Origin of the sequence: Legionella anisa, assembly GCF_001467525.1 — a bacterium.
In the GTDB taxonomy this organism is placed as follows: domain Bacteria; phylum Pseudomonadota; class Gammaproteobacteria; order Legionellales; family Legionellaceae; genus Legionella; species Legionella anisa.
Genome location: NZ_LNXS01000054.1, coordinates 506,538 through 530,286 on the forward strand (window position 1 = coordinate 506,538; position 23,749 = coordinate 530,286).

Below are 23,749 nucleotides of genomic sequence, written 5' to 3' on the forward strand. Positions count from 1 at the left end.
GAAAATTAAGGATAATTTCTTATGACAGCCCTAGTTCCTTTATTTTATCTATTATCTGCTGTGTGTTTTATATTGGCGCTCAAAGGTTTAGCCAGCCCTGCATCTGCAAGGAGAGGAAACCTTTTGGGTATTGCCGGTATGATCCTTGCAGTAGGCTCGACCTTAATGATGCCAACAACATATCATCAACCTTTACTCATTAGCTTAATGATTGCAGGAGGCATAATTGGAACTTATATTGCCTTCAAAATTAATATGACTGCTATCCCTCAACTCGTCGCGGCATTCCACTCATTAGTGGGGATGGCAGCAGTTTTAGTTGCTTTCTGTGCTTTCTTAGCTCCAGCTTCGTTTCATATTGGTGTCCCAGGCGCAATTGCTAAAGCGAGCCTTATCGAAATGAGTCTCGGTTTAATTATAGGTGCCATCACTTTTTCTGGCTCAGTCATCGCCTTCCTCAAATTACAAGGAATTATGTCGGGTAAACCGATTAAGCTCATAGGTCATAACCTAATTAATCTGATTACCGCGTTAGCCATCCTCGTTTTATTGACCTTGTTTTTTATTAACCAAACACTGACGCTTTTTAGTGTCATGGCTGGCTTATCTTTTTTAATTGGTATATTGCTCATTATCCCTATTGGTGGTGCGGACATGCCAGTAGTCATATCGATGCTTAACTCCTACTCAGGATGGGCAGCAGCAGGTATTGGATTCACACTCAGCAACCATTTACTTGTTATTACCGGGGCTTTAGTAGGTGCTAGTGGAGCCATTCTAAGTTACATCATGTGTGTGGGAATGAATCGTTCCATTTTTAATGTAATTTTTGGCGGCATCCAGTCATCAGCAGCTAATTCACACACGAATGCAGCAGATGAATCACGGACCGTACGACAAGGTAACGGTGAAGACGCGGCATTCCTGTTGAATAATGCTAAAGATGTAATCATTGTTCCTGGATATGGGATGGCGGTCGCGCATGCGCAACATGCAGTCAAAGAATTAGTTGATGCTTTAGAACATCGCAACATCAAAGTTCGCTTTGCAATTCATCCTGTTGCCGGTCGGATGCCAGGCCATATGAATGTGTTGCTTGCCGAAGCGAATATTCCATATGATAGAGTTTTTGAGCAAAGTGAAATTAACCGTGATTTTACAAGCTGCGATGTGGCTTATGTAATTGGGGCAAACGATATAACCAATCCTGCAGCAAAAACTGATCCTGGCTCACCAATTTATGGTATGCCCGTTTTGGAAGTAGAAAAAGCAAAAAATGTATTGTTTGTTAAACGAAGCATGGCACCCGGCTATGCGGGCGTGGAAAATGATCTGTTTTATCATGACAATACCTACATGCTGTTTGGCGATGCAAAAGTAATGACCGAATCCATTGCCAAGGCTTTGGAAGCATTGTAAATCCGAAGAAACAGTACAAAAACTGGGGGGCTTCCCCTGGTTTTTCTATATCCCACCCAGGTCACAATTCTGCTCCTCAAAGCATGAATATTTATTTGCCATACATACAAAATAAATGTATCTTAGTCCAGTTAATATCATTATGGAGTTATTTAATGTTACGAAAATTTGGACTTTGCTTGTTGTATTTTGCCACCTCTTTAAGTACCAGTGCATATTCTACGGAAAGCCATTTGCTCCAACGAGGAGTCACAGTTGAATATGAATTACCTAGTAATGATCCTCAAATATTTCTTAATTACCTGTTTTGGCCTGTAGAAGCCAATTGCAAAATCGACTCACAAGATGAGGGGGATGATTTTTTGGTTGTAGCATTAGCTAAAAAAGGAAAAGTTAATGGTATCGACTTGTCAGTAGGAGAGTCTTTACGAATCACTGTCCACCCAGGTGAGAATTTGAAGATAAATGCAGACTCGGGCGCAAAAGTTGAAATCACTAACTTGGGCCCGCATACAGTAAAAGCGACGTGCTCTGCTGCTTAATGTACCCAGAAATTCATTTATAAAGAACACTCTAATTATATCCTGAGTTCGGCGAAGCAGAGTAACTGTTCAGAAGTTTTTTTGAACCTTGGTGGAAAGTCAGATTTGAGCTCATCTTGAGCCAAATATGGCTTTCCGGTCATAGGGGGCATGAAGCGGGTCTCTCTAGTGTTCCCTCGTCGCATGAAACTGAATTTTGGGATATCGTTCTTCAGCCATTGTTAAATTAACCCGAGTCGGAGCAAGATACATTAAAGCATCACTTCCATCCAGCGCCAGATAATCATGCGCTTTTGTCCGAAATTCACTCATTGCCTTATCATCGTCAGAATAAACCCACCGAGCACATGCTACATTCACTGTTTCATAAATACAATCTACCTTATATTCATGTTTCAAACGATGAGCAACCACATCAAACTGCAGCACTCCAACTGCTCCCAAGATTAATTGATTGCTATTTAACGGTCTAAATACCTGGGTTGCACCTTCCTCAGATAATTCAATTAAACCTTTTAATAAGGCCTTACTCTTTAACGGATCCCTTAAACGCACCAACCGAAACAGTTCGGGAGCAAAATTGGGAATGCCGGTGAATTTCAATTGCTCACCTTGAGTAAAGGTATCGCCGATGCGAATTGTTCCATGATTATGTAAACCAATAATATCTCCAGGCAAAGCAACTTCTGTGTGTGAGCGGTCACCAGCCATAAAGGTTAAAGCATTAGAAATTTGCACTTCTTTACCAATACGTAAGTGATTGATTTTCATCCCTTTTCTATAAAATCCAGAACAAATACGTAAAAAAGCGATTCTGTCCCTATGTTTCGGATCCATATTAGCCTGGATTTTGAACACAAATCCGCTAAAAGTATCTTCATTAGGTGCTACAGCCCGCTCTTGAGTTGCACGAGGTTGAGGACCTGGGGCATAACGAACATAATCATCCAATAACTCTTTGATCCCAAAATTATTAATTGCAGACCCAAAATAAACGGGTGTCATTTTACCCGCTAAATAGTCCTCCAAATTGAACTCATGGGAAGCGCCTTTGACCAGTTCAATTTCTTCACGTAATTCCTCAGCACCATCACCTAATATTTCATCCAATTGTGGATTATCTAATCCTTTAATTTGCATCGCATCTTGTTTTTGCGCATTTTTTCCGGGTTGATATAAATAAACGATATCCTCATAACGATGGTAAATGCCTTTAAAACGTTTTCCCATGCCTACAGGCCAAGTAATTGGCGCACATTGAATACCTAAAACTGATTCAACCTCATCGAGTAAATCAATAGGATCGCGACCTTCACGATCCAGTTTATTAATAAAGGTCATGATTGGCGTATCACGCAAACGACATACTTCCATTAATTTAACGGTTCGTTCCTCGACCCCTTTGGCTACGTCAATAACCATTAATGCTGAATCTACTGCAGTCAACGTACGGTACGTATCTTCAGAAAAGTCCTCATGCCCTGGAGTATCCAGTAAATTCATGACATGCTGATTATGTACAAACTGCATAACAGAAGTAGTAATAGAAATACCACGCTCTTTTTCCATTTCCATCCAGTCAGAAGTCGCATGCCGATCGGCTTTACGTCCTTTAACAGTTCCAGCTAATTGAATTGCGCCTCCAAACAAAAGTAATTTCTCAGTTACTGTTGTCTTACCCGCATCAGGGTGAGAAATAATTGCGAAGGTTCGTCGTGTATTAAAATCCTGATAAAAATCGGACATGAAGCTCTCTAAACAAAATATAATATGATCGTATGTAGTGAATTTTAAGCCATTCCTGAACAAATACAAGATGAAGCACTGTTCTCAGGAAAAACAGCAGGCTGAGAAGACTAATTAAAATAGTCATTACACCTTAAAAACGTTATGATCAAAACTCAATTCATAAATTAAGGTGTGTTGACAAATTCACCCTAGCCTACGTTTCGCGACTTGTTCGCGGGATCCAGACATGGAGAATAAGATTAAAAATGCCTGTATTAAGCAGATCGATCCTGGATTCCGCGAACAAATCGCGAAACGTAGGCAGCAAGACGAATTGTCAACTCATCCTAATAAGTTCAAGCTAAATACAACTTTATAGGAGACATTGCCCATCATGAAACGTTGCACTTGGGTTGGAACTGATAAGCCTTATTATGAACAGTACCATGACATGGAATGGGGTATCCCTGTGCATCATGATCAGAAACACTTTGAAATGCTTTTGCTTGAAGGAGCGCAAGCAGGATTGAGCTGGGAAACAATACTTAAACGCCGCGAAGCATATCGTAAGGCATTCAAACAATTTGATCCCAATGCCGTAGCAAAAATGACGGATGAGGAATTACATACCTTACTTACTGATCCAAGCATTATTCGTAATCGCCTTAAAATTTTTTCAGCGCGCAAGAATGCACTCGTGTTCTTGAAAATTGTTGAGGAATTCGGCTCCTTCGACAACTATGTTTGGCGATTTGTAAATGGGAATCCTAAAATAAATTATCCTAAAAATCTTCAAGAGGTACCGGCCAGCACCCCCGAATCAGATGTTTTATCCAAAGATTTAAAAAAAAGAGGGATGAGTTTTGTCGGGTCAACGATCATGTATGCTTACATGCAAGCAGTTGGAATGGTCGATGATCATTTAGTCGATTGTTTTTGTAAGAATCGAGAACTTAGTTCATTTTGAAGTTGAAACCCAACCCGAGTTTCGCTTCGCTGCACCCAGGCTACAATTACAGAGAACATAAGAAATAATGGTTTTATCGTAGCCTGGGTGAAGGCGTAAGCCGTAACCCGGGTTTTTGCGAGCTCAGTTGTTATGCAGATTGGTTAACGCGTTCCTGCTTTTTAAGCTCCGCGTAAAAATCCTGAGCCTTTTGTTCAATATATTTTTTGCAACCATCCGGATCAATAAAAGGATTCTTCCTGCCCTTTTGCAATGATAAGTATTTGTTTTTGAGATCAAACATTCCGGCATGAGCCCCCAGAAAAATATCACAGCGCAACGATTCGAGTACCTTCATGGAATGCTTATAATCCTGAGCAATATTAGGATAGGTTATATTATCAACCAATTTATAACCAGGATTGACGCCAATGCTTCCTACAATTACCGCCTGATAGTGCTTACCGTGATCTTTTAGTTTTATTGTCCAAGTAGTACAACCTTTAGTATGTCCGGGAGTCACATGAGCAGTTAATACAGTTCCTCCTAATTCCACCTTATCCCCGTCGTGAAGCACCTTATCCACCGTGCTTTGAGTAAAATAAGTAGTGGGGTCATTTGCATAATGAAAATCGGATTTACCACCAGATAAAACCAAAGGTACATCTTCATCCATAACCATATATTTTGCATTGGTTTGCTGCTTAATCAATTCGCTACCTGCGGCATGATCAAAATGAGCATGGCTGATCAGCAAAATTTTTGTATCGCTGAATTTAAAGCCAAGTTTCTCTATACTGGCTTTAATCATAGGAACATTTGCCTCAAGGTCACTATTGATCAAAATGTTTCCTTTAGGTGTGACAATCAAATAATTTGCGAGATCATCAGTACCCACATAATACAAGTTTCCGGCAATCTGAAAAGGTGGAAAAGAATTTGGCATTGGATAGGCAAAACTCGAATGATTCAATACCATCATCAACGCGCTTAAACATAATACTTTTTTCATAACAAAAAAATCCAAAGAAAAATAAAGCAAATTACTTGGCAAAAGAATACTTCATTTACGAGTATATAGGATACAGATTGTTTCATTTTTTTCAAATAAAATGGGCCTGGCCGTAAATTAATGGAGTTAGCGCCTGTTTACAGTTCGCTAGCTTGAGTCAAAATGGTCTGATTTTTGAGTACTTCCTAGTAATTTTTATACTCTAATTATAGAAATTTGACGGGTCAATTTTTATTAATGATTACCATAGAGTATTGATGCATGAAAATTTAAATGATCCTCGATAAAACTTGCGATGAAATAATAACTATGATCATAGCCCTCATGCATACGCAGATTCAGTGCAACTTGAGCTTTCCCACATGCTGCCTGAAATAACTCTGGCTTAAGTTGCTCTTTTAAATAAGGGTCCTGAACACCCTGATCAATCAAAATAGGCTGATGCGGCCATCCTCTTTCTGCAATGAGCTCACAGGCATCGTACTCCTTCCAGTTTTTTTTATCTGTTCCCAGATAGCCTGTGAACGCCTTTTGTCCCCATTGACATTGAGACGGCGCACAAATTGGAGCAAAGGCAGAAACTGAACGATACTGTTTCGGATATTTCAAAGCCAAAATAAGTGCGCCATGTCCTCCCATAGAATGACCAAAGATACCACAAGCATGGTGATTGAGTGGAACATTTTGCTGAAGCACATTCGGCAACTCTTCATATACATAAGTTGACATATTGTAATATTTTGACCAAGGTGATTGTGTAGAATCCACATAAAATCCGGCACCAACACCAAAATCATAACTTTCATTATCCCCTGGCAAATTAATCTCTCGAGGACTTGTATCGGGTACAACAAGAGCCAAGCCTAAATGAGCAGCAATACGTTGAGCCCCCGCTTTAGTAATAAAATTCTGTTCAGTACACGTTAATCCTGAAAGCCAGTACACTACAGGGACACTTTGCTTCTGCGCTTGTGGCGGCAAAAAAAGACCAAAACGCATCGTACAATGAGTTACCTCCGATTGGTGGGAATATACCCGTTGCGTACCACCAAAACATAAATGCTCTTCAATAAGTTCAATGGTTGCCATTTAATTTATTCCTTAACGCTTTAAAAAGTAAGCACCGTCCGAATTGACTGTCCCTGATGCATTAAATCAAAAGCCTGATTAATCTGCTCAAAAGGAAGAACATGTGTAATTAAATCATCAATATTGATTTTCCCATCCATATACCAATCAACAATTTTAGGGACATCAGTGCGTCCACGCATCCCACCAAAAGCCGATCCTTTCCACACTCTGCCCGTAACCAATTGGAATGGTCTGGTAGAAATCTCCTGCCCTGATCCTGCAACCCCAATTATGGTACAAACACCCCAACCTTTATGGCAACACTCCAGTGCCTGACGCATCAGGTTTACATCACCGACACATTCAAAACTGTAATCAGCGCCTCCCTTAGTCAGTTCAATAAGGTAAGCCACTAAATCATTATTAATTTCCATAGGATTAACAAAATCAGTCATTCCCATTTTTTGAGCCAATGCTCGACGCTCGGGTTTAATATCGATACCGACGATCTGCTCTGCCCCAACCATACGAGCTGCTTGAACCACATTAAGTCCAACGCCGCCCAAACCAAAAACAACAACACGAGATCCTGGAGTCACTTTTGCAGTATTAATTAGGGCACCTACTCCTGTAGTTACCCCACAGCCGATATAACATACTTTTTCAAAGGAGGCATCTTCACGAATTTTCGCAACAGCAATTTCAGGTAACACAATATAATTAGCAAAAGTTGATGTCCCCATATAATGAAAGATTTTTTTTCCATTAAGACTGAAACGACTTGTTCCATCAGGCATGACCCCCTGACCTTGTGTCGTGCGAATTGCCTGACAAAGGTTGGTTTTTTGGGAAAGACAATAGTCACATTGACGGCATTCAGGGGTATACAAGGGAATTACATGATTCCCAGGCTTTAGGGAAGTTACTTCTGGGCCAATATCTACAATAACGCCAGCACCTTCATGCCCTAAAATAACTGGAAAAAGCCCTTCAGGATCATCGCCAGATAATGTAAATGCATCAGTATGGCAAACCCCTGTAGCCTTAATTTCAACGAGTACTTCTCCCTTTTTTGGCCCTTCCAACTCAGCCGTTTCAATTACCAGCGGTTTCCCAACCTCGTATGCTACTGCTGCCTTTACTTGCATCACCCCCCCTACGAATAGAAATACTTATCCTAGATAATTTAAATGCAGATGAACGCTTTAGCAACGATAAACGAATTTAAACTACAACTCTTCAATCTCATTTCTTTTCTTTTAGTCTTATTTTATACTTATAGATTAAACTAACACTAAAAAGATTAAATAAATCTCAATTCAATAGGACAGAGTATGATCATTCATAGTGAATTTAAACCTGCTTGGTGGCTTACCAACACGCATGGGCAAACTCTGTATCGGACATTGACTCATCGAGAGAATGTCTCTGTTGATTCTTATGAGCGGCTTGAGCTTCCTGATGGCGATTTTATTGATCTGGTCTGGAAAGTTAATAGATTAGGAACTGATGCCCCTTTAATTATTCTAGTTCATGGATTAGGTGGTAATATCAATTCGGCATATGTTTCCACTTTGTTCAATGCATTCAATAAATCAGGTTATCGAGCTGTTTTAATGAATCTTCGTGGCGCAAGCGGTGAGCCGAATCGTCTTCCACGCTCTTATCATGGAGGAGATACCAGTGATTTGGCTCATTTTCTCAATGTACTGAAATTGAGAGAACCCAGAACCAAAAAGGCGGTGGTGGGTATTTCATTAGGTGGTAATATACTTCTCAAATGGCTAGGGGAAGAAAGCACTCAATCTTTAATTGACGCAGCCGTTGCAGTTTCTGTGCCATTCCAATTGAAAAATGTAGTTCAAAAGATAAATAAAGGATTTTCTCGTGTGTATCAGGCACATTTGTTAGAAAAATTACGCACTGTCTTTTTACAAAAACTGGATGTTATAAATTGCCAACTACCTCTTTCAAAACAGAAGCTGTTTTCCATAAAAAGCCTATACGAATTTGACGAACAAATAACTGCTCCCTTACATGGATTTACTAATGCAGATGAGTATTATCAAAAATCCAGTTCCAGACAGTATCTCTCTCAAATTACTACACCTACTTTAATTATTCATGCTTTGGATGATCCTTTTATGACACCTGAGATTCTCCCTGCTCCTGGTGAATTATCTTCAGATATTCTTTTGGAATTAAGCCCACATGGTGGTCATGTAGGATTTATTGCAGATAAAAAGCACTATTGGTTGGAGCAACGTATACCTAATTTTTTAATGGATTATTTGCTGGTCTCTTCCAATACATGTGAATTCGAAAAAATTAATTAATAACGCATGGATTAGGGGCTGTTTACATTTCGCTAGATTGAGCCCAAATGACCTGATTTTCGAGCATCGAAGCACAGAAAATCAGGTCATTTGGACCAAGATAGTAGAAATGTAAACAGGCCCTAAGCAATTTTCTTGGATAATAAAAAATCTTATCACCTCAATGAGCGCAATAACACGTATAAAAATTCAAATGGTTCTCTTAACTGTATTTGATTCATGGTATCCACGTCTTATTCACACCGCATAGATAAAAAATAATACAATATGTTCTATAATTGAAAATATAGTTTTTTTAGAGCCTGGATGATGATTAAAACAAAAATAATTAAAAATGATGGTTTACTTAAAATCTATGGAACCCATTACTCATCCCTGGCGCATAATCGCTCTGACCTGGAATACTTTAAAAGCTCCAAGGTCCGTATTTTTTTTAGAGACTCAGAGGAAAATATGCTGGCAGGTTTTTGTATCAACTCAGGTCCTAACTATCGAACCTTTCTCCCATTGAATCCATCTCAATTGCAGGAGCTCTATAGTGACTATAGCTTTGATCAAAAGAAACCTCATGAAATCACCTGTCTTTGGATTGAAAAAACCTCACAACATGCCTCTTGGGTAGTATTTCTTTATTTTATCTTATTTCTTGATGTACTTCGTTTGCCCACGGGCCCCATTATTTTTGGTACCCATGGAAAAAATATTAACAATTTTTTTTCTCTCCCTTTTCCCAAAATTATTTTTTATGAAAAGTTATTTGTACTTACAAAAGGAGAAGAATGTGATTTTTGGATTAGAAAAGGGTCTAAGTTGCAATTCTTAAGGGGTTTTATTGTACTTGCAACAATCAGGTTATTTATGGGGAATAAAACTTTAGCTCGCTTTCGTTTGTGGCTTGGTAAAAAAAAGTCAAATTAAAAAACTACAATCCTAAGTGGTACATGGAGATAGGTAGTATGAGTAGTATAAAAAGAGAACACCATTCCCTTAATGAATTGGCATTATTTGGCGGTTCACCAGTTCGCACAAAACCTTGGCCAACCTATGACAAGGGAAATGTTATCATCGATGATGAGGATACGAATCTCATTCTGGATGTGATTAAAAGCAAGCGGTTATTTCGCTATGACAACCGGGAAATCAAGGATACAAAAGTAGGCCAATTTGAAGAAGGACTCAAGGATTACTTTAATTCTGAATATGCGCTTGCTGTAAGCTCAGGTACTGCAGCAATTTCACTACCCCTTATGGCTCTTGAGCTACCTGATGATTCATTAGTTGGATGTCCCGCATATTCATTTACAGCAACACCCAGTGCAATTATCCAAGCACGATTAAAGCCACTCCTTATCGAAGTAGATCATAATCTTCATATTGATTTAGCCGATCTTGATAAAAAAATTGCTCACATGAAAGCATTGGTAGTAGTCCATATGAGAGGCTTTCCTGCTCCGCTTCCGCAAATTCTGGAGCTTGCTGATCAGCATGGCGTACCTGTTATTGAAGATGCCGTTCCCAGCCTTGGGTGTAAGTTAAAGAATAAATATTTAGGTACATTCGGTCTAGCGGGGGCATTTAGTACCCAATCGGATAAATCATTAAATACTGGAGAAGGAGGATTCATCCTAACCAACAACAAAGATCTCTATCTAAAATGTGTTATTTTATCTGGAGCCTATGAACGTCTTTATGAAAAGCATTTTTTGAATCAACATTGCCCCATTGATTGTACGGCTCTACCCATATTTAATTTTCGTTTAGACGAAATCCGTGGCGCGCTTGGATTATCTCAATTAAAAAAACTCAATAAGCGACTCAATTTGCTCTCACAAAATTATACTTATGTCATTCAAAACATTAGAAACTTAAAATACTTAAGACCACGTGGTACCTGGAATGAAGCTGCATTACCGCTTGGTGATAATTTACTTTTGGAATTGGATGGCTCAATTGAAGACTGTTGCTGGTTTGCTGACGCGCTTACTGCAGAAGGGATAGATACAAAAGCTCTTGGAGACCTCACTAAAATCAATGTTCGAAGATTTTGGGATTGGACCTATTTATTTAAGGATCTAGCAAAACACGAAATTCCAAATCTTTATCCTGACAGTTTTAGAAACATTCAATCTTATATTGACATTGCGCTTTCACCCACATTGAACAAAGAAGATCTGGATGAATTCTTGATTGCCATCAAAAAGGTGCACCATCATTATGAACTCAAAAAATAATTTGCATCATTGTGTTGCCTTAATCACAGGTGGAAATGGCGGACTAGGTCTTGCCATGGCACTCGCCTTACGAAAAGCTGGCGCACAAGTCATTGTTTGCGGTCGAGATCAGGAAAAGCTAAAACAAGCCAAAACACATGATCTCATTCCACTTACGATGGATGTAAGCTGTGAAGAAAGTATTCATGAGGGTTTTAAAAAAATATCCGACGAATTTGGAAAACTGGATGTATTGATTAACAATGCGGGTATCTACGAAGATCAGCACCTTTTAGATCTGTCGCTTGAACACTGGGAATATCTCATAAACACCAATCTTACCTCGGTTTTCCTCTGCTCACAAAGTGCAGTTCGTCTCATGAAAATCCAACAACATGGTAAAATTATCAACGTAGGCTCTATGTATTCTCTGTTTGGCCACCCTAACTCCATTGGATATGCCACCACAAAAACAGGAGTATTAGGTTTAACGCGTTCGCTTGCATTAGAGCTTGGCCCCTGGAACATACAAGTCAATGCTATTTTGCCAGGTTGGTTTGAAACAGCAATTAACGGCTCCTTACCACAAACAAACAGAGGTGAGGAAATCAGAAAGAAAACACCGCTGGGCAGATGGGGTCAACCTCAAGATATTGGCCCTTTAGCTGTTTTTCTCTCCTCAAGTGGCTCAGACTTCATAACTGGAGCAATTATCCCAATTGATGGAGGATACTCTATCTCCGATCGTTCTATTTGGTGAGCAATGGAAGCAGACTCGAGTAGTCATGAAGTACCGTAGCCTGGGTGCAGGCGAAGCCGTAACCCGGGTTTCGCTGCGCTGCACCCAGGCTACAATACTGTGTAGCATTGTTGCGCAGAAGGAATGACAACATCCGTCGTGAAACATTTTAACTTTTTTTCGACTCCCAAAACGCGATATGAGCACCCGTTGGATCAACAACCACTGCAAAAAGACCAAAATCTCCCGCTTTAGTCACAGGGACTTTTACCGTTGCACCATGCTTGATTGCTTTGGCTAAAGTGTCCTCTATGCTTTCTACTAAAATATACCCCATCCAATGAGGCGGGATTTTATCGTGTTTCTCTTTGGGTATTTCCAAAATCCCACCGATTGAATTATCACCCGTACTTGTTCTAAATAGAGTGTAAATCATATCGCCTACTGCTTCTTCGGTATATTGCCAACCCAATACATGCCTATAAAACTCTTTTGCAGCGATGACATTAGGGGTAGCCAGTTCGTTCCAACAAAATTCACCAAACTGCGGGTTGTCCATCATTAATCTCCTTATTTATTTACTGGATTCAGCAATAATGGTACTCCTATTTGTTTGCCTTGGTGGAGTAACCGTAAGAAAAAGTGCAGAATTCCAGAACTTCCAACCATCAAATCCGCTGTGGCAACATGAGGATCTTCAGTTAGCCAATAATATGCCCCTGTTTCTGTTGTTTGTCTCATTGCATACAGAAATTTCGCTAAAAATGCCGCTCTCTCGAGCCATTCCTCATCCCCTAATATACGAAACGCTTCCAAATAAATATCTCCTAATCCACTTAACCCATGACATTGACTGAGGTTAGGATAGCGCAAATTGACAGGATGAATTTTTAATGTGTGACGAACTAAATCCGCATACTCTTTTTCACCTGTCAATTCATGGAGTCGTAAAAAGGTCAATGCAATGCCCGGGCCACCATGACACCACCAACGCCACTTAGCAGGATTTTTTGTACTGTAAGTCCACATTAGGAGAGAGTCTTCGCCTATTTGTTGATGAATCGCCTGTTTCTGTAACCAATCTATTGCGCGTAGAGCACTTGTCCACGCTGCATTATCATTTTCTCGCGCAGAAAATTCAGTTAAAAAATAAGCAATACCTGCAACACCATGAGCAAAACCAGATAAAATTTCTCCTGACATTCCAGGGACTCCTTCTGGCATAATCCAGGAACCATCAGCGAGCTGATTTGCAATTAAATAATCAACACATTGCGCTACATTTTCTTGGAAGGACGGTATGCCCAAATGATCGAAACAATACATTGCCGCTATTCCCTGACCAGCAGCACCATGAGTAACATCAGGCCAATCCACAGTTTTATTCAAACAGGTATGAATCACTTTAATTAACGATTCATCGGAATTCTGAATACCCGTTGATATCGCCTCAGTCAAAGCAACACCGACACCGGCAGCACCAAAGTGTAATCCAGGTAGTTCGCCATCAACGGTATATTGGTCTGAAATTAACCAATTTATAGCTTGTTGAATTCGTAACTTCCCTTCTTGAGGTAAAAATCCAAAGTGAGCTAAGCGGCTAAGGGCATAAACAACTCCAGCCACACCGCGATTTGCACTTCGTCGAAATTCATATTGCTGACTATAGCGGTGTTTTATTTGATGTTGCGCCCCATTTTCTATGGATACTGATAACCAAAGACCTTCTTCAGATTGAATGGCACCAGATTGTAATAAACCTCGAGTACCCTCTACTAATGTATTGTGTATTTCTTCTTGAGTTAAGAATGGTTCCTTCGGATTTTTTTTTGTTGCAGGTTTTGGCTTTAAATCTGAAATTGACTGGGTGAGCACCGATGAAATCACTTCGAGTGAAGGACGTATTGCTGGGTCACTACTAATACAATCTATTATAATTTTCAGTAATGGCAACGGAGCGCCTTGGGTTATTTCCTGTAAACAAGCGAGCAAATTATCATCATTATTCCGGACAATGCGGCGCGGATCGATACCCGTTAAGACTAACAACAACAGGCATCCAATAGCATATAAATCATCAGCGATCGCCGGAGGCTCTCGATTTGCCTGTTGTGGTGACATAAACCCAGCAGTACCAAGTCCAAAAGCGGGAGACAGATCATCTAAAGCATGACAGAGTTCTAAATCAAGCAAATAAAGCTCGCCATTCTCCGCAAGCCAAATATTGGATGCGGTTAAGTCGCGATGCACATAGCCTTTCTTATGCAGCTGACTTACAACACCTATAAGCTTTTGGCACCAATTGAGTAATAACATTTGCTTATTGAGCGGGAGAGTGCCAAAGGTAGACCCTTCTAAAGTTTGCACGGCAAATGTTTCAATGCTCTTCCCTTCAACCCACTCCAGTGGTAAATAACCATCTCCTTCGACTTCAAAGTATGCATCAGCCGAAGGGATAGGAAGATGTTGGCTAAGATTAGCGTGCAGTTCAGCCTGCCGTTGTAACCGGGTGCGCATATCTCTATTGTAATGGTCTGTCATACAAAATTGCTTGCCCTGTTTAAGCACTTTTAAGCCAACAGAATCTTGGCAACGTAAATCCAATACTTTATAAACCCCTCCCTTGGGTTGATCGCGTAGGACGTCCAAAATTAAATAACCAGGACCAAATAATTTAGTTGGTTTTCCATCGACAATGTGCACCGATTCAGGCAAATCATCATTCTGTGTTAATTCAAGACGCCAATCTTTAAATGGGTTCTCTACACCGTCAGGACATTTGAATGGAACTTGGTATTCATCGATTCTTAGTGATTGATCGGGGGCATAAATCATAAGTCGCATTAAGCCTAAGCGATCTCGTTTAATAATTGGATTAAAACCGCCATATCGTGTGTAAACGATATCACCTAAACGCATGTCTGAGATAATGCGCGGACCCAGCATACCTTGAGTTAATTGAACAAGTTCTTGGGCTAATTGTACAGCATGCTTATCATCCTTTGGGTAAATCGTCATAAATTTACCTATTTGAGTCCTCCCCAGCTCCCCTTCATTGAGATAGCCTAAAGTCATGGTATCCCTTGCAATTTTAAAACAAGGTACTTTATGCCTTAAAAGGCAAGGAATAATACAGTTTAATAATTGAATTGCCTCTCCGGGTATCGTGGAGATATGTAATTTCCATCCCTGTATTCGATCTGTTTTGCCAACGGATGCCCAAGGACCACGTAATTCGGCTTCCAGTGCAAAAGAGCGTAGATAACTTGCATAATCAACCTCTTTTGCACTGTTATTTAAAGCATTATTATGATCCTTAACTTGCTCAATATATGCCATAATTGTTCCCTAACGGATTTGTAAGTTTTGTTTACCGCATTTGAAGATGGGAGGTGTAACCACAGCTATCTCCACAGGTAGAACCACAACTATCACCAGAACACGTTACATCACACGTACTGCCACCACACGTGCTACCACAAGTTCCAGTAGTACAACAACACGTTACATTTTCGTCACATATTAAATAGCCACCACCAAATCTCGCTGATTCCAGCGCAGCAACGTGCCTTCTTTCTTTAGCATTTTTCGTGACACTACACGTGGGGCCACACGTATTTTCTGCACAGGTTTCTCCACAAGTTTGCGGACAATCTAAATAAGGAGTTTTGTTACTATCTGCTCTTGTCAACGGAATGTTACCAACTAATCCTTGCACAATAGCCTGAAGATTCGCATGCAGAATTATCTCGTTACCTGACGGATTTTTTTTCTTAAGTTCTTTAACTGCCTGTTCAGGTTCAAACACCAGCTTATGAAAAAACTCAGGATCTTTTTTAGCACGGTCAATCAATTTGGTAATTTGTTCATTGTTCATGATATCTTCCTTGACTTCGATTGCTAAATTAGGAAAAATTTGGCAAGCCAAATCTTGACTTGCCAAACGAGTTTATCGTTCAGTTTTAACGAACGTTTCCTCCAAATTTTCCTTGAAGGCTTGTTGTGTAACCGCAGCTTTGGCCGCAGGTATTATCACAACTGCTGCTGCAAGTATTACCACAACCTTCTAATGCACCCCCGCCTTCCCAGGTACCAGCACCAGCTACGTGTGTCATTCTCTCTCTTTCAAGAGTAAGGTTGGTGGTGTATCCGCAGCTTTGGCCGCACGTATTATCGCAACTGCTTGAGCACGTATTGCCGCAGCCTTCCAGCGCGTCTTTAGCATGAGAAAAATAAATGCTGCCTTTTAGTTTTTCAGCTGCAGCGATATTCGTTGTGTATCCGCAACTTTGACCGCAGGTATTATCGCAACTCGTAGAACAAGTGTTACCACACCCTTCAAGACCAAGTATATTTGCGAAAAGCGCTTCTACATTTGAAGATACGATGCTACCTCGACTGTGCCTATCCAAACTATCTAGTGAACCTAATACCTTTTCGGGTTCAAAGACAAGAGAATGGAAAAATTTAGGGTCTTTTTTTGCGCGTTCTATTAAATCATTAATAGCTTTCTGATTCACGATGATCTCCTTATATTTAATAATAAAAGTCCTTTATATACAGCTACATATACAGCTACAGCTACATATACAGCTACTAAATTCATTTTTTTATATAAATAAATCGAAGAAAATACGGCTCTTGGACTGATCAAAAATAATACAAAACTTTACTTTGGTCAAATAATATTAGGAAAAATTATATTTTTCGTCAAGTATAAAAATTATACAAAAATGATGGATGAACGATAAAATTTTATTTTTGATATGAGCGATCCAGGTGCAATAAGGGTTTTAAATTTTCTAATGAATTATCAATGGATTACCTTAGTCTTATCATGAAAACCCAGCATACATAAAAGTATATGGGCCAAGAGCGTAGAATTATAAAGCCTTAATTGATTACTTAAAAAGAGAGACCACAGTTTTTTTAACAGAGTTAAGCAAAGCTAATGCCCCAATTTCTACTACTTGGTGCGTCACTTTACCACTCCATTGTATTCGTGCTGCTTTCCAACCTATAAAAAAAGCAGAAACAAGGAGTATCGGAGTTGTTAGGTGATGGCGAGCTATTCCGCTGTGTGCAAAGTACTCTTGATGTTCAGTCACCTCATTTTTTTGGGATTGTAAGGTTCTATCCATCAGCTCAATTTGTGCGATTATCTGCTTTCTCGATTTTTTCATGTTCCTCACTCTCTTGCGAAAAAAACGCCCTTGTTTTCTGAAAACTCATACTCTTTATGTTAAAGGATAGATACTTAAGCAATCCCAGTAAGAATCCCACATTAAGAAGTAAAACAAATGAAATAGATAACAGAAGACGATTAGAAACTAAATGCACAAAATACCCTGAAACCAAGTATGCCAAATAACCGATTAAGAACATAACAGATAACCATACTGTAAGTAACACGACCAACAGCAGACCTATATTGAGTAATAACGGAAAAACACTCAACCCTGCCAGCCGTGCCTCAAGACGAATTAAAGAGCTAACTGTTTTAATAGCAGATATTTTTGCAGCAATTAGAGCTTCTAACTGTTTTAAGGCTTCCATTACTTTTTCATTAATCGAGATAACAAAAAGCCAATTCCTCCTGCGATCAAAACAGAAGCTAATGGATTATCCTGTATTTTTTTCAATAAACGATCTGAATGTTCTTTGAGGTTTTCTTCGACTTCACTTGCCTTACTTACCCCTTCTTCATACAAATGATTCACCTTTTTTTTTCCATCTGCTAATAATTCGCTTGCAGCTGCTTCAAGATGCTCTTTAGGAGTATAAGCTTGATTTTTCATGTTAGTACCCTCCTTAGTTAACAACACTATATGGGAAAATTTAGTGAAAATAATATCTTAACTATAGCCTTTGAATACGATTAATCAAATAAGCCCTTCCATTTTTAATTATTATTTATATTTAAAAGCATAAAAAATTACTTTTTTATCAAAAAGTTGAGCGGCATACTGCAAATAATTCGTTATTGAGCATCAAAACCTCACATTGACTTCAATAAGGAAATACGTACACTAAACAGACAATAATAATAAAACAGGTAAATGTGTCACATGGTAAATTTAATTCTTCTTAATAACCTACAGCAGTTAGAAGACGCTGTAACTTTTTATTGTCAGGGTAAATCTCAGCGTTTGGTTGAAAAAAGACCCTTTAACTTTCTCTCGCTTCTAAATGTTTATAACTCAATCAAGTTGTTGCCGTTGGACAGTGAAAAAATTGCGCTGATGGAACGTTTTCAGCAAAATATCATCAAACCAATGATTGGATTTCATCCTAAGCTTTATTTATCTATAAATTTTACTAATGAAATCAACACATACAAACCGTTAATCGAACAACTTAATACGCTACAAAATCAAGCTTTAGAACTTTTTAAACACTATTTTGATGAGAAACCGCGCTTTGATTGGGAGGGTTTGCGTCAACTTCGTGCCCAAATTTATAGTCTGGCAAATACTTCAGATAAAACACAACTCATGCAATTATTTCAGTATGGTGTATTAGCAACAATCACTCAAATAGAGCCTAAAGCCTATTCAGCCCTAAGTTTCGACTCTGAATTAGTAGGGGAGTTAGCAGACGATCAAAGCATGACTTACCTAAAAATCAGTTAAACAACTTAATTATAGAACTCGCAAGAGTTCTATAGTTTTCCTTTGAACTCCCAATAAAACCTCTAAAAAGTCTACTCATAGAACAATTCAGATTGGAATCAGTATTCTGAAAATCATCTGCCAGCATGAATGATAATCTTGAGGATCGCGATTAATAAACTATATTTTATTTAAGTTATTATTATTTGACCTCATTCCAAACTCGCTGTGGGGAGTGAAGTGCGAGGAGACACGGAGCGGAAAATTGAAGTGTGCACAAAGTCACATGAGGATTTGAACACCGCATCGACGAAGCAATTCGCCTCTTCAGTAACGTTTGGAAAGCGGTCCATTAGAAAACATATGAAATAAGGAGATAAATATGTTGAGCCTTGATACAGAAACAATTCGTGATCTTCTTGATAAAGCACGTCAATTTCAAGCCAAAGAAGATGTGAGCTTTCCAGAAGTTACAGATGAAATGGATGCGCTCTATGTATTAGCTGATCATCAAGATGATCCGGTTTATCAAGAGACTACAGAATTCATTGATAATTTACGACCTGATCAGCAAGCAACTTTAGTCGCATTAATGTATTTAGGTCGCGGAGATTACTCTCAAGAAGAATGGGAAGATGCGCTTAATTTCGCCGAGGATGAATTGACTGAACATACTGGGGAATATTTGTTATCCAGACCAACGGTAGCTGATGACATTGCACGAGGCCTAAATATGCTAGGGATTTCCTATCAGGAATAGTTTTTTCAGGGATTAGCATGCCATTCGTTCATATTGGTACCTCAGGATGGGTCTATAAAGGTTGGAAAGAAGTTTTCTACCCTAAATCTCTTGCAGAAAAAGATGAGCTAACCTATTATTCGAGCATCTTTAATACCGTAGAGCTTAACAGCAGTTTTTATCGCATACCTACCCCAAAATCCATTACAAAATGGAAAGAGACGACTCCAGATAAATTTATTTTTTCGTGCAAAGCCAGCCGCTATTTAACTCATATCAAAATGCTGAAAGATGTTCAGGATAGTGTTAATTATTTGCTGCAAGTACTTGAAGGATTAGAAGAAAAATTAGGGCCTATTTTATTTCAACTCCCACCTTATTGGCCTTATAATCTGGAACGTTTGGAACAATTTATTAAAGTATTACCGGAATCCTTTGATTATACATTTGAGTTTAGAAATAAAAGTTGGTTGCGTCAGGAAGTTTATGATTTACTCAAAAAAAACAATATTGCACTTTGTTTTTATGATTATAAGGGATTTCAGTGTCCAGAAATTATAACCAGTGATTTTATCTACTTACGATTGCATGGACCGCATCTCCAACCTTATTCTGGCCACTATGAAGAAAAATCGCTTTTAAACTATGCTCATAAATTTTTCAGCTGGCAGCAACACGTAAAAAAAATTTTTTGCTATTTAGATAACGATGAAAAAGTAGTTGCACCCCACGATGCCCAAGTATTGGAACGGTTAGTACAGTCGACATGGAGCAATCCCAATCAATAATCATCATTTAAAATACATGTAGCCTGGGTGCGATAAAATCACCACTTAGCTTAGGGTCTGTAAACAGACCCTGGTAAAATTAAAGAATTGTATTCAACCGCAACGATTGTTTTATTTCCCAATAATCCGCCCACGGGTCGCTCTTTAATGTGTCTAAGCGTTTGGATAATGTTTTAATCGTAAATTCAGTATCTCGTTTCTCCTTACTTAATTCATCCCAATGAATAGGTACAGCTACAGGAGCATGAATACGTGCCCTTGTAGAATAAGAGCTAATTGCCGTAGCACCTCGTTGATTTCGTAAAAAATCAATAAATATTTTACCTTTTCTCTTGGCTTTATTCATGGTACTCGTATATTGGTTGGGATTAATTCGCTCCATAAACTCTGCAAAAACTTGAGTAAAATTTTTTATCTCATTCCAATCATATTCAGGTTCGATAGGTACTACTACATGCAATCCTTTACCGCCAGTTGTTTTAACAAAAGAAGTGAGTTTGAATTCATTAAGGTGTTTTCTGATTTCAAAAGATGCTTTAACAATTGTTTCCCAAGCTACAGAGGGACCAGGATCTAAATCAAATACGATAAAATCCGGTTTTTCTATATGACTAATTTGACTACCCCAAGGATGAATTTCCAAAACATTCATTTGTACTAAACTGAAAAGCCCTTCTATTGTATTTAAATAAATATAAGGCTCTTTCTTTTTTTTAGTCTCTATAGAGACAGCCTTTAAAACTTTTGGTGTTGAATCAATGTAATGACGTTGAAAAAAACAATCATGCCAATTTTCAGGACAACGAAGTAACGATAAGGGCCTATTTTTTATAAATGGCATTATGTAATCACAAACAGATTCGTAATAATTCAATAAGTCTTTTTTGGTAATACCATCTTCAGGATAAAGCACTTTATCAGGGTGAGTCATTTTAATGCTAAAGGAATGAATCGCTTTAGTATTTTTCGCCTTACTTTTTTCGATTTTTTTATCTTTATTCTCTAATGCGGTCTTTTGCTCACGAAAAACCTCTTTCGGTTTTTTATCCCGGCACAGTCCTTTGAAACTCGGATGTCGTAAATGCCCTCCTTCAGTCCAATGAGTAAATTCAATTTCTGCAACCAATTTGGGCTCTACCCAAACTACTCCTTGGGATCCAGGGATTTCCTTATCAAAGGGCTTTTGTTTTGCCGGAATTTTTTGCAATAAAGCGAATACTTCTTTAAGTGATGCCTCGGTAAAACCAGTTCCTACATTTCCGGTATAATCCAACTCTCCTTGCTCATTATAAACGCCTAAATACAGAGCACGAAAATACTTGCGTGAGCCGGTTGGTAATGAGTAGCCTCCAATAATAAATTCTTGTCGCATTAAGCACTTGATCTTAAGCCATCTTTTAGAGCGTCCAGATATATAGGGACTATCGATTTGTTTGGAAATTATTCCCTCAAGCCCAAGTTCGCAAGCACGATGAAAAAGGAACTCCCCTTCACCAATAATATGATCACTGAAGCGAAGCATTTTATCCTGCCCTTCCAACATATTTTTTAAAATGGCTTTACGCTTTAATAAAGGTAAGGTTCTTAAATCAAATTGCTCGTAATATAAAATATCGAAAAGATAATAAACATATGGAGCATTGGGGTTCAATTTAATTGTATTTTGTAATAATTGAAAATCAGATTTTCCATGTTCATCGAGTAAAACAACTTCTCCATCCAATATGGCTTGAGGTAAAGCCAATTTTTTAAGTGCCTCTACCACAGATAATAAATCATTAGTCCAATCTTTATTATTACGTGATTTTAAGCGGATGTGTTCATTTTGAATTAGTGCAATAATTCGATATCCATCAAATTTTATTTCATGCAACCAATCCGAACTTTCGGGAGCATGGTCAACTAATGTAGCCAGCTGAGGCGCAATAAAATCGGGAAAGGAACTGGTGCTTAAGTGCTCAGAAAGTTCTGGCTCGTGCTGATTATGCAGTTTTTTTTTATGTCACTTTTATTAGACTGACTCGTCCTACTGTAATGCGCCCCTATTTCATCAATGGAGAGATTAGTCAGTACACTATCTGGTTCTGCTTCAATGATGTCATATTCTTTCAGTTTTCGCGTAAATTTGTCTTTAAATTTGATTAAAAACCAATGCTTCTCATCTTTAAAACGTACTAAATCCCAACGTCCTTTTAACTTGATGGCCTCTAATTCAAAGCGTAAGTGCCCCGATTTATAAGCTTTTTCAGGATCCGTATCAAGAGGTTTCCAAATGCCTTTATCCCATAACATCACACTACCTGCGCCATATTGGCCCTTAGGTATTATTCCTTCAAAATAACCGTAATCAATGGGATGGTCTTCTACATGCATTGCAAGACGTTTTACCGAAGGATCTAAACAAGGGCCTTTGGGAACCGCCCAACTTAATAGAACCCCATTTAATTCAAGGCGAAAATCATAATGAAGATGGCTGGCAGCATGCTTTTGAATCACAAATAAATAGTTCTCCTCAGGAGAAACATCGCCTCTGGGCTCGGGAGTTTTATTAAAATTTCTTTTTTTGCGATAAGGCTCAATACCCATGCACTGCTCCTTTCAGCATGATTACTTTAATTTTAAGAAAAATACCAAGAATTTCCACTCAGTTCGATTTAAAGTAATTTTTGAACACAAAACAGCTCTTTTTTTGCCTACTAATTTATGCATCCAATCGATCTGTAATAGGTCACTCCTACTTCCTGCGGCTTGTCCCTGAGAGTTCCTCACAAAATTTAACCAGGTAGAATGTCATTTGTTGCCCGTCATCCCTGTGTAGGCAGGGATCCATCCATCAAAATAGTTCATCGTTCAAATTAAGTCATGGAAGATTGTTTTACTCAATTTTTTCCTTTTTTAATTTGTTTTTCCCGCGTACATTGTAAATGGATTCCTGCCTACGCACACTACTGTCCGGTAAAAATTTTGCTCTCCTGCAATAGGTAATGTTCCTAAATTTTTTTTGTAGGCTCTTCCGCATTCATCTAGGCACATCACTTAATCTTGCTTCGATCTGCTCCCTCTCCCGCGCAAGGAATTTGAGTAGTAAGATACTGTTCTTCGGGGGAAGAGGGTTGGGGAGAGGGGATGGTCAAGAATCGGTTAATGTGCACAAGATGGCCTCAATAACCGACGCTGTTTGTTGTAGTACATCATTGTTCCCAAAACGCAGTACTTTGAACCCTTGAGCATTTAGCCAAGCTGTTCATTCTCTATCGTAGCTTTGATTATCAAGATGCTGGCTACCGTCAAGTTCAATAATTAAGCGTTTTTCTAAGCAGACAAAATCAACACTATATATTCCTATTGGAACTTGTCGTTTAAATTTAAATCCAAGTCGTTTGGCTCGAAGGTAATACCAAAGGTGTTTCTCTGTATCAGTGCTCTGTTTTCGCAAAATTTTTGCATGGTGTCTCAGTATCGATTTGTCTAACTCCCTCTCCCCAACCCTCTTCCCGCGAAGAACAGTATCTTACTATTCAAACTCCTTGCGCGGGAGAGGGAGCAGATCGAAGCAAGATTAAGTGATGTGCCTAGATGAATGCCGAGGAGTCTACAAAAAAATTAGA

Annotated in this window: 24 protein-coding genes and 1 pseudogene; 11 read left to right on the forward strand and 14 right to left on the reverse strand. The window is 38.8% G+C overall.

From position 1 onward, the window contains the following. The first annotated feature begins 21 nt into the window (after window positions 1-21). Together Lani_RS18685 and Lani_RS18690 are read left to right on the forward strand one after the other, a co-directional pair. Window positions 22-1,419 (forward strand): NAD(P)(+) transhydrogenase (Re/Si-specific) subunit beta, encoded by a 1,398-nt coding sequence (locus Lani_RS18685; protein ID WP_019234382.1) that lies wholly within the window; start codon window positions 22-24, stop codon window positions 1,417-1,419. A 155-nt stretch (window positions 1,420-1,574) separates the two neighbouring features. Further along, on the forward strand, window positions 1,575-1,961 hold the full coding sequence (locus tag Lani_RS18690) for a hypothetical protein (protein WP_019234381.1): 387 nt from the start codon (window positions 1,575-1,577) through the stop codon (window positions 1,959-1,961). 165 nt (window positions 1,962-2,126) lie between these two features. Here the strand turns inward: Lani_RS18690 and Lani_RS18695 are convergent, their stop codons facing one another. Then, window positions 2,127-3,707 carry a peptide chain release factor 3 gene (locus Lani_RS18695; RefSeq protein WP_019234380.1) on the reverse strand — a complete coding sequence of 527 codons (1,581 nt, stop codon included), beginning with the start codon at window positions 3,705-3,707 and terminating at the stop codon, window positions 2,127-2,129. Window positions 3,708-3,936: 229 nt separating this feature from the next. Here Lani_RS18695 and Lani_RS21080 point away from each other — a divergent pair, with 229 nt between their 5' ends. Together Lani_RS21080 and Lani_RS18700 are read left to right on the forward strand one after the other, a co-directional pair. Further along, entirely contained in the window at window positions 3,937-4,068 is a 132-nt protein-coding gene (locus Lani_RS21080) for a hypothetical protein (RefSeq protein WP_019234379.1), read from the forward strand. A 15-nt stretch (window positions 4,069-4,083) separates the two neighbouring features. Then, window positions 4,084-4,656: a DNA-3-methyladenine glycosylase I gene (locus tag Lani_RS18700; RefSeq protein ID WP_019234378.1), complete on the forward strand. Its 573-nt coding sequence runs from the start codon at window positions 4,084-4,086 to the stop codon at window positions 4,654-4,656. Window positions 4,657-4,786: 130 nt separating this feature from the next. Here the strand turns inward: Lani_RS18700 and blaFEZ are convergent, their stop codons facing one another. From blaFEZ to Lani_RS18715, 3 genes are all read right to left on the reverse strand, one after another. After that, a complete protein-coding gene (gene blaFEZ, locus Lani_RS18705) occupies window positions 4,787-5,647 on the reverse strand; it encodes an FEZ family subclass B3 metallo-beta-lactamase (protein ID WP_040522927.1) in 861 nt (286 codons plus the stop codon). A gap of 234 nt (window positions 5,648-5,881) precedes the next feature. Beyond that, entirely contained in the window at window positions 5,882-6,736 is an 855-nt protein-coding gene (fghA, locus tag Lani_RS18710; RefSeq protein WP_019234376.1) for an S-formylglutathione hydrolase, read from the reverse strand. Window positions 6,737-6,756: 20 nt separating this feature from the next. Next, complete coding sequence (locus Lani_RS18715) at window positions 6,757-7,866, reverse strand: S-(hydroxymethyl)glutathione dehydrogenase/class III alcohol dehydrogenase (protein ID WP_019234375.1); 1,110 nt, start codon at window positions 7,864-7,866, stop codon at window positions 6,757-6,759. 186 nt (window positions 7,867-8,052) lie between these two features. On the opposite strand from Lani_RS18715, the gene Lani_RS18720 reads away from it, so the two are divergent. The 4 genes from Lani_RS18720 to Lani_RS18735 all read left to right on the forward strand — a co-directional run bounded on the left by Lani_RS18720 (window position 8,053) and on the right by Lani_RS18735 (window position 12,024). Further along, on the forward strand, window positions 8,053-9,054 hold the full coding sequence (locus tag Lani_RS18720; RefSeq protein WP_019234374.1) for a hydrolase: 1,002 nt from the start codon (window positions 8,053-8,055) through the stop codon (window positions 9,052-9,054). A 306-nt stretch (window positions 9,055-9,360) separates the two neighbouring features. Further along, on the forward strand, window positions 9,361-9,972 hold the full coding sequence (locus Lani_RS18725) for a hypothetical protein (protein WP_019234373.1): 612 nt from the start codon (window positions 9,361-9,363) through the stop codon (window positions 9,970-9,972). A gap of 38 nt (window positions 9,973-10,010) precedes the next feature. Further along, entirely contained in the window at window positions 10,011-11,285 is a 1,275-nt protein-coding gene (locus Lani_RS18730; RefSeq protein ID WP_019234372.1) for a DegT/DnrJ/EryC1/StrS family aminotransferase, read from the forward strand. After that, the gene (locus Lani_RS18735; RefSeq protein ID WP_019234371.1) at window positions 11,269-12,024 is read left to right on the forward strand and encodes an SDR family NAD(P)-dependent oxidoreductase; all 756 of its coding nucleotides are present in this window, start codon (window positions 11,269-11,271) and stop codon (window positions 12,022-12,024) included. The genes Lani_RS18730 and Lani_RS18735 overlap by 17 nt, the downstream gene beginning before the upstream one ends. 148 nt (window positions 12,025-12,172) lie before the next feature. Here Lani_RS18735 and Lani_RS18740 read toward each other — a convergent pair whose 3' ends face one another. The 7 genes from Lani_RS18740 to Lani_RS18770 form a co-directional block, all read right to left on the reverse strand. Then, window positions 12,173-12,562, reverse strand: a complete 390-nt coding sequence (locus tag Lani_RS18740; RefSeq protein WP_019234370.1) for a VOC family protein — start codon at window positions 12,560-12,562, stop codon at window positions 12,173-12,175. Window positions 12,563-12,573: 11 nt separating this feature from the next. Beyond that, a complete protein-coding gene (locus tag Lani_RS18745; RefSeq protein WP_019234369.1) occupies window positions 12,574-15,342 on the reverse strand; it encodes a class III lanthionine synthetase LanKC N-terminal domain-containing protein in 2,769 nt (922 codons plus the stop codon). Window positions 15,343-15,373: 31 nt separating this feature from the next. Continuing rightward, entirely contained in the window at window positions 15,374-15,880 is a 507-nt protein-coding gene (locus tag Lani_RS18750; RefSeq protein ID WP_040522923.1) for a hypothetical protein, read from the reverse strand. Between the two features lie 85 nt (window positions 15,881-15,965). Further along, window positions 15,966-16,523: a hypothetical protein gene (locus tag Lani_RS18755; RefSeq protein WP_019234367.1), complete on the reverse strand. Its 558-nt coding sequence runs from the start codon at window positions 16,521-16,523 to the stop codon at window positions 15,966-15,968. 381 nt (window positions 16,524-16,904) lie between these two features. Then, window positions 16,905-17,186: a hypothetical protein gene (locus Lani_RS18760; RefSeq protein WP_019234366.1), complete on the reverse strand. Its 282-nt coding sequence runs from the start codon at window positions 17,184-17,186 to the stop codon at window positions 16,905-16,907. Continuing rightward, complete coding sequence (locus Lani_RS18765; RefSeq protein ID WP_019234365.1) at window positions 17,149-17,559, reverse strand: hypothetical protein; 411 nt, start codon at window positions 17,557-17,559, stop codon at window positions 17,149-17,151. Before Lani_RS18765 ends, Lani_RS18760 begins: the two co-directional genes overlap by 38 nt. Further along, entirely contained in the window at window positions 17,559-17,801 is a 243-nt protein-coding gene (locus Lani_RS18770; RefSeq protein ID WP_019234364.1) for a DUF883 C-terminal domain-containing protein, read from the reverse strand. Before Lani_RS18770 ends, Lani_RS18765 begins: the two co-directional genes overlap by 1 nt. A 270-nt stretch (window positions 17,802-18,071) precedes the next feature. Here Lani_RS18770 and Lani_RS18775 point away from each other — a divergent pair, with 270 nt between their 5' ends. From Lani_RS18775 to Lani_RS18785, 3 genes are all read left to right on the forward strand, one after another. Further along, a complete protein-coding gene (locus Lani_RS18775; protein WP_019234363.1) occupies window positions 18,072-18,635 on the forward strand; it encodes a hypothetical protein in 564 nt (187 codons plus the stop codon). Between the two features lie 361 nt (window positions 18,636-18,996). Beyond that, window positions 18,997-19,374 carry a DUF3775 domain-containing protein gene (locus Lani_RS18780; RefSeq protein WP_019234362.1) on the forward strand — a complete coding sequence of 126 codons (378 nt, stop codon included), beginning with the start codon at window positions 18,997-18,999 and terminating at the stop codon, window positions 19,372-19,374. 17 nt (window positions 19,375-19,391) lie between these two features. After that, window positions 19,392-20,141 (forward strand): DUF72 domain-containing protein, encoded by a 750-nt coding sequence (locus Lani_RS18785; RefSeq protein WP_019234361.1) that lies wholly within the window; start codon window positions 19,392-19,394, stop codon window positions 20,139-20,141. A gap of 79 nt (window positions 20,142-20,220) precedes the next feature. On the opposite strand, the gene ligD is transcribed toward Lani_RS18785, so the two are convergent. The 3 genes and pseudogenes from ligD to Lani_RS20065 form a co-directional block, all read right to left on the reverse strand. Next, window positions 20,221-22,014: a DNA ligase D gene (gene ligD / locus Lani_RS18790; RefSeq protein ID WP_019234360.1), complete on the reverse strand. Its 1,794-nt coding sequence runs from the start codon at window positions 22,012-22,014 to the stop codon at window positions 20,221-20,223. 77 nt (window positions 22,015-22,091) lie between these two features. Continuing rightward, on the reverse strand, window positions 22,092-22,727 hold the full coding sequence (locus tag Lani_RS20625; protein ID WP_019234359.1) for a DNA polymerase ligase N-terminal domain-containing protein: 636 nt from the start codon (window positions 22,725-22,727) through the stop codon (window positions 22,092-22,094). A gap of 544 nt (window positions 22,728-23,271) precedes the next feature. After that, a pseudogene (locus Lani_RS20065) lies at window positions 23,272-23,601 on the reverse strand (endonuclease domain-containing protein). Window positions 23,602-23,749: the final 148 nt, after the last annotated feature.

Coding starts and splice junctions, on each gene's coding strand:
- Lani_RS18765 (WP_019234365.1), bottom strand. CDS start 17,559: ATGGAAGCCTTAAAACAGTTAGAAGCTCTAATTGCTGCAAAAATATCT.
- Lani_RS18745 (WP_019234369.1), bottom strand. CDS start 15,342: ATGGCATATATTGAGCAAGTTAAGGATCATAATAATGCTTTAAATAAC.
- Lani_RS18770 (WP_019234364.1), bottom strand. CDS start 17,801: ATGAAAAATCAAGCTTATACTCCTAAAGAGCATCTTGAAGCAGCTGCA.
- Lani_RS21080 (WP_019234379.1), top strand. CDS start 3,937: ATGGAGAATAAGATTAAAAATGCCTGTATTAAGCAGATCGATCCTGGA.
- Lani_RS18720 (WP_019234374.1), top strand. CDS start 8,053: ATGATCATTCATAGTGAATTTAAACCTGCTTGGTGGCTTACCAACACG.
- Lani_RS18695 (WP_019234380.1), bottom strand. CDS start 3,707: ATGTCCGATTTTTATCAGGATTTTAATACACGACGAACCTTCGCAATT.
- Lani_RS18735 (WP_019234371.1), top strand. CDS start 11,269: ATGAACTCAAAAAATAATTTGCATCATTGTGTTGCCTTAATCACAGGT.
- Lani_RS18690 (WP_019234381.1), top strand. CDS start 1,575: ATGTTACGAAAATTTGGACTTTGCTTGTTGTATTTTGCCACCTCTTTA.
- Lani_RS18715 (WP_019234375.1), bottom strand. CDS start 7,866: ATGCAAGTAAAGGCAGCAGTAGCATACGAGGTTGGGAAACCGCTGGTA.
- Lani_RS18775 (WP_019234363.1), top strand. CDS start 18,072: ATGGTAAATTTAATTCTTCTTAATAACCTACAGCAGTTAGAAGACGCT.
- Lani_RS20625 (WP_019234359.1), bottom strand. CDS start 22,727: ATGGGTATTGAGCCTTATCGCAAAAAAAGAAATTTTAATAAAACTCCC.
- Lani_RS18780 (WP_019234362.1), top strand. CDS start 18,997: ATGTTGAGCCTTGATACAGAAACAATTCGTGATCTTCTTGATAAAGCA.
- blaFEZ (WP_040522927.1), bottom strand. CDS start 5,647: ATGAAAAAAGTATTATGTTTAAGCGCGTTGATGATGGTATTGAATCAT.
- Lani_RS18730 (WP_019234372.1), top strand. CDS start 10,011: ATGAGTAGTATAAAAAGAGAACACCATTCCCTTAATGAATTGGCATTA.
- Lani_RS18740 (WP_019234370.1), bottom strand. CDS start 12,562: ATGGACAACCCGCAGTTTGGTGAATTTTGTTGGAACGAACTGGCTACC.
- Lani_RS18760 (WP_019234366.1), bottom strand. CDS start 17,186: ATGAAAAAATCGAGAAAGCAGATAATCGCACAAATTGAGCTGATGGAT.
- Lani_RS18750 (WP_040522923.1), bottom strand. CDS start 15,880: ATGAACAATGAACAAATTACCAAATTGATTGACCGTGCTAAAAAAGAT.
- Lani_RS18700 (WP_019234378.1), top strand. CDS start 4,084: ATGAAACGTTGCACTTGGGTTGGAACTGATAAGCCTTATTATGAACAG.
- Lani_RS18685 (WP_019234382.1), top strand. CDS start 22: ATGACAGCCCTAGTTCCTTTATTTTATCTATTATCTGCTGTGTGTTTT.
- Lani_RS18785 (WP_019234361.1), top strand. CDS start 19,392: ATGCCATTCGTTCATATTGGTACCTCAGGATGGGTCTATAAAGGTTGG.
- Lani_RS18725 (WP_019234373.1), top strand. CDS start 9,361: ATGATGATTAAAACAAAAATAATTAAAAATGATGGTTTACTTAAAATC.
- fghA (WP_019234376.1), bottom strand. CDS start 6,736: ATGGCAACCATTGAACTTATTGAAGAGCATTTATGTTTTGGTGGTACG.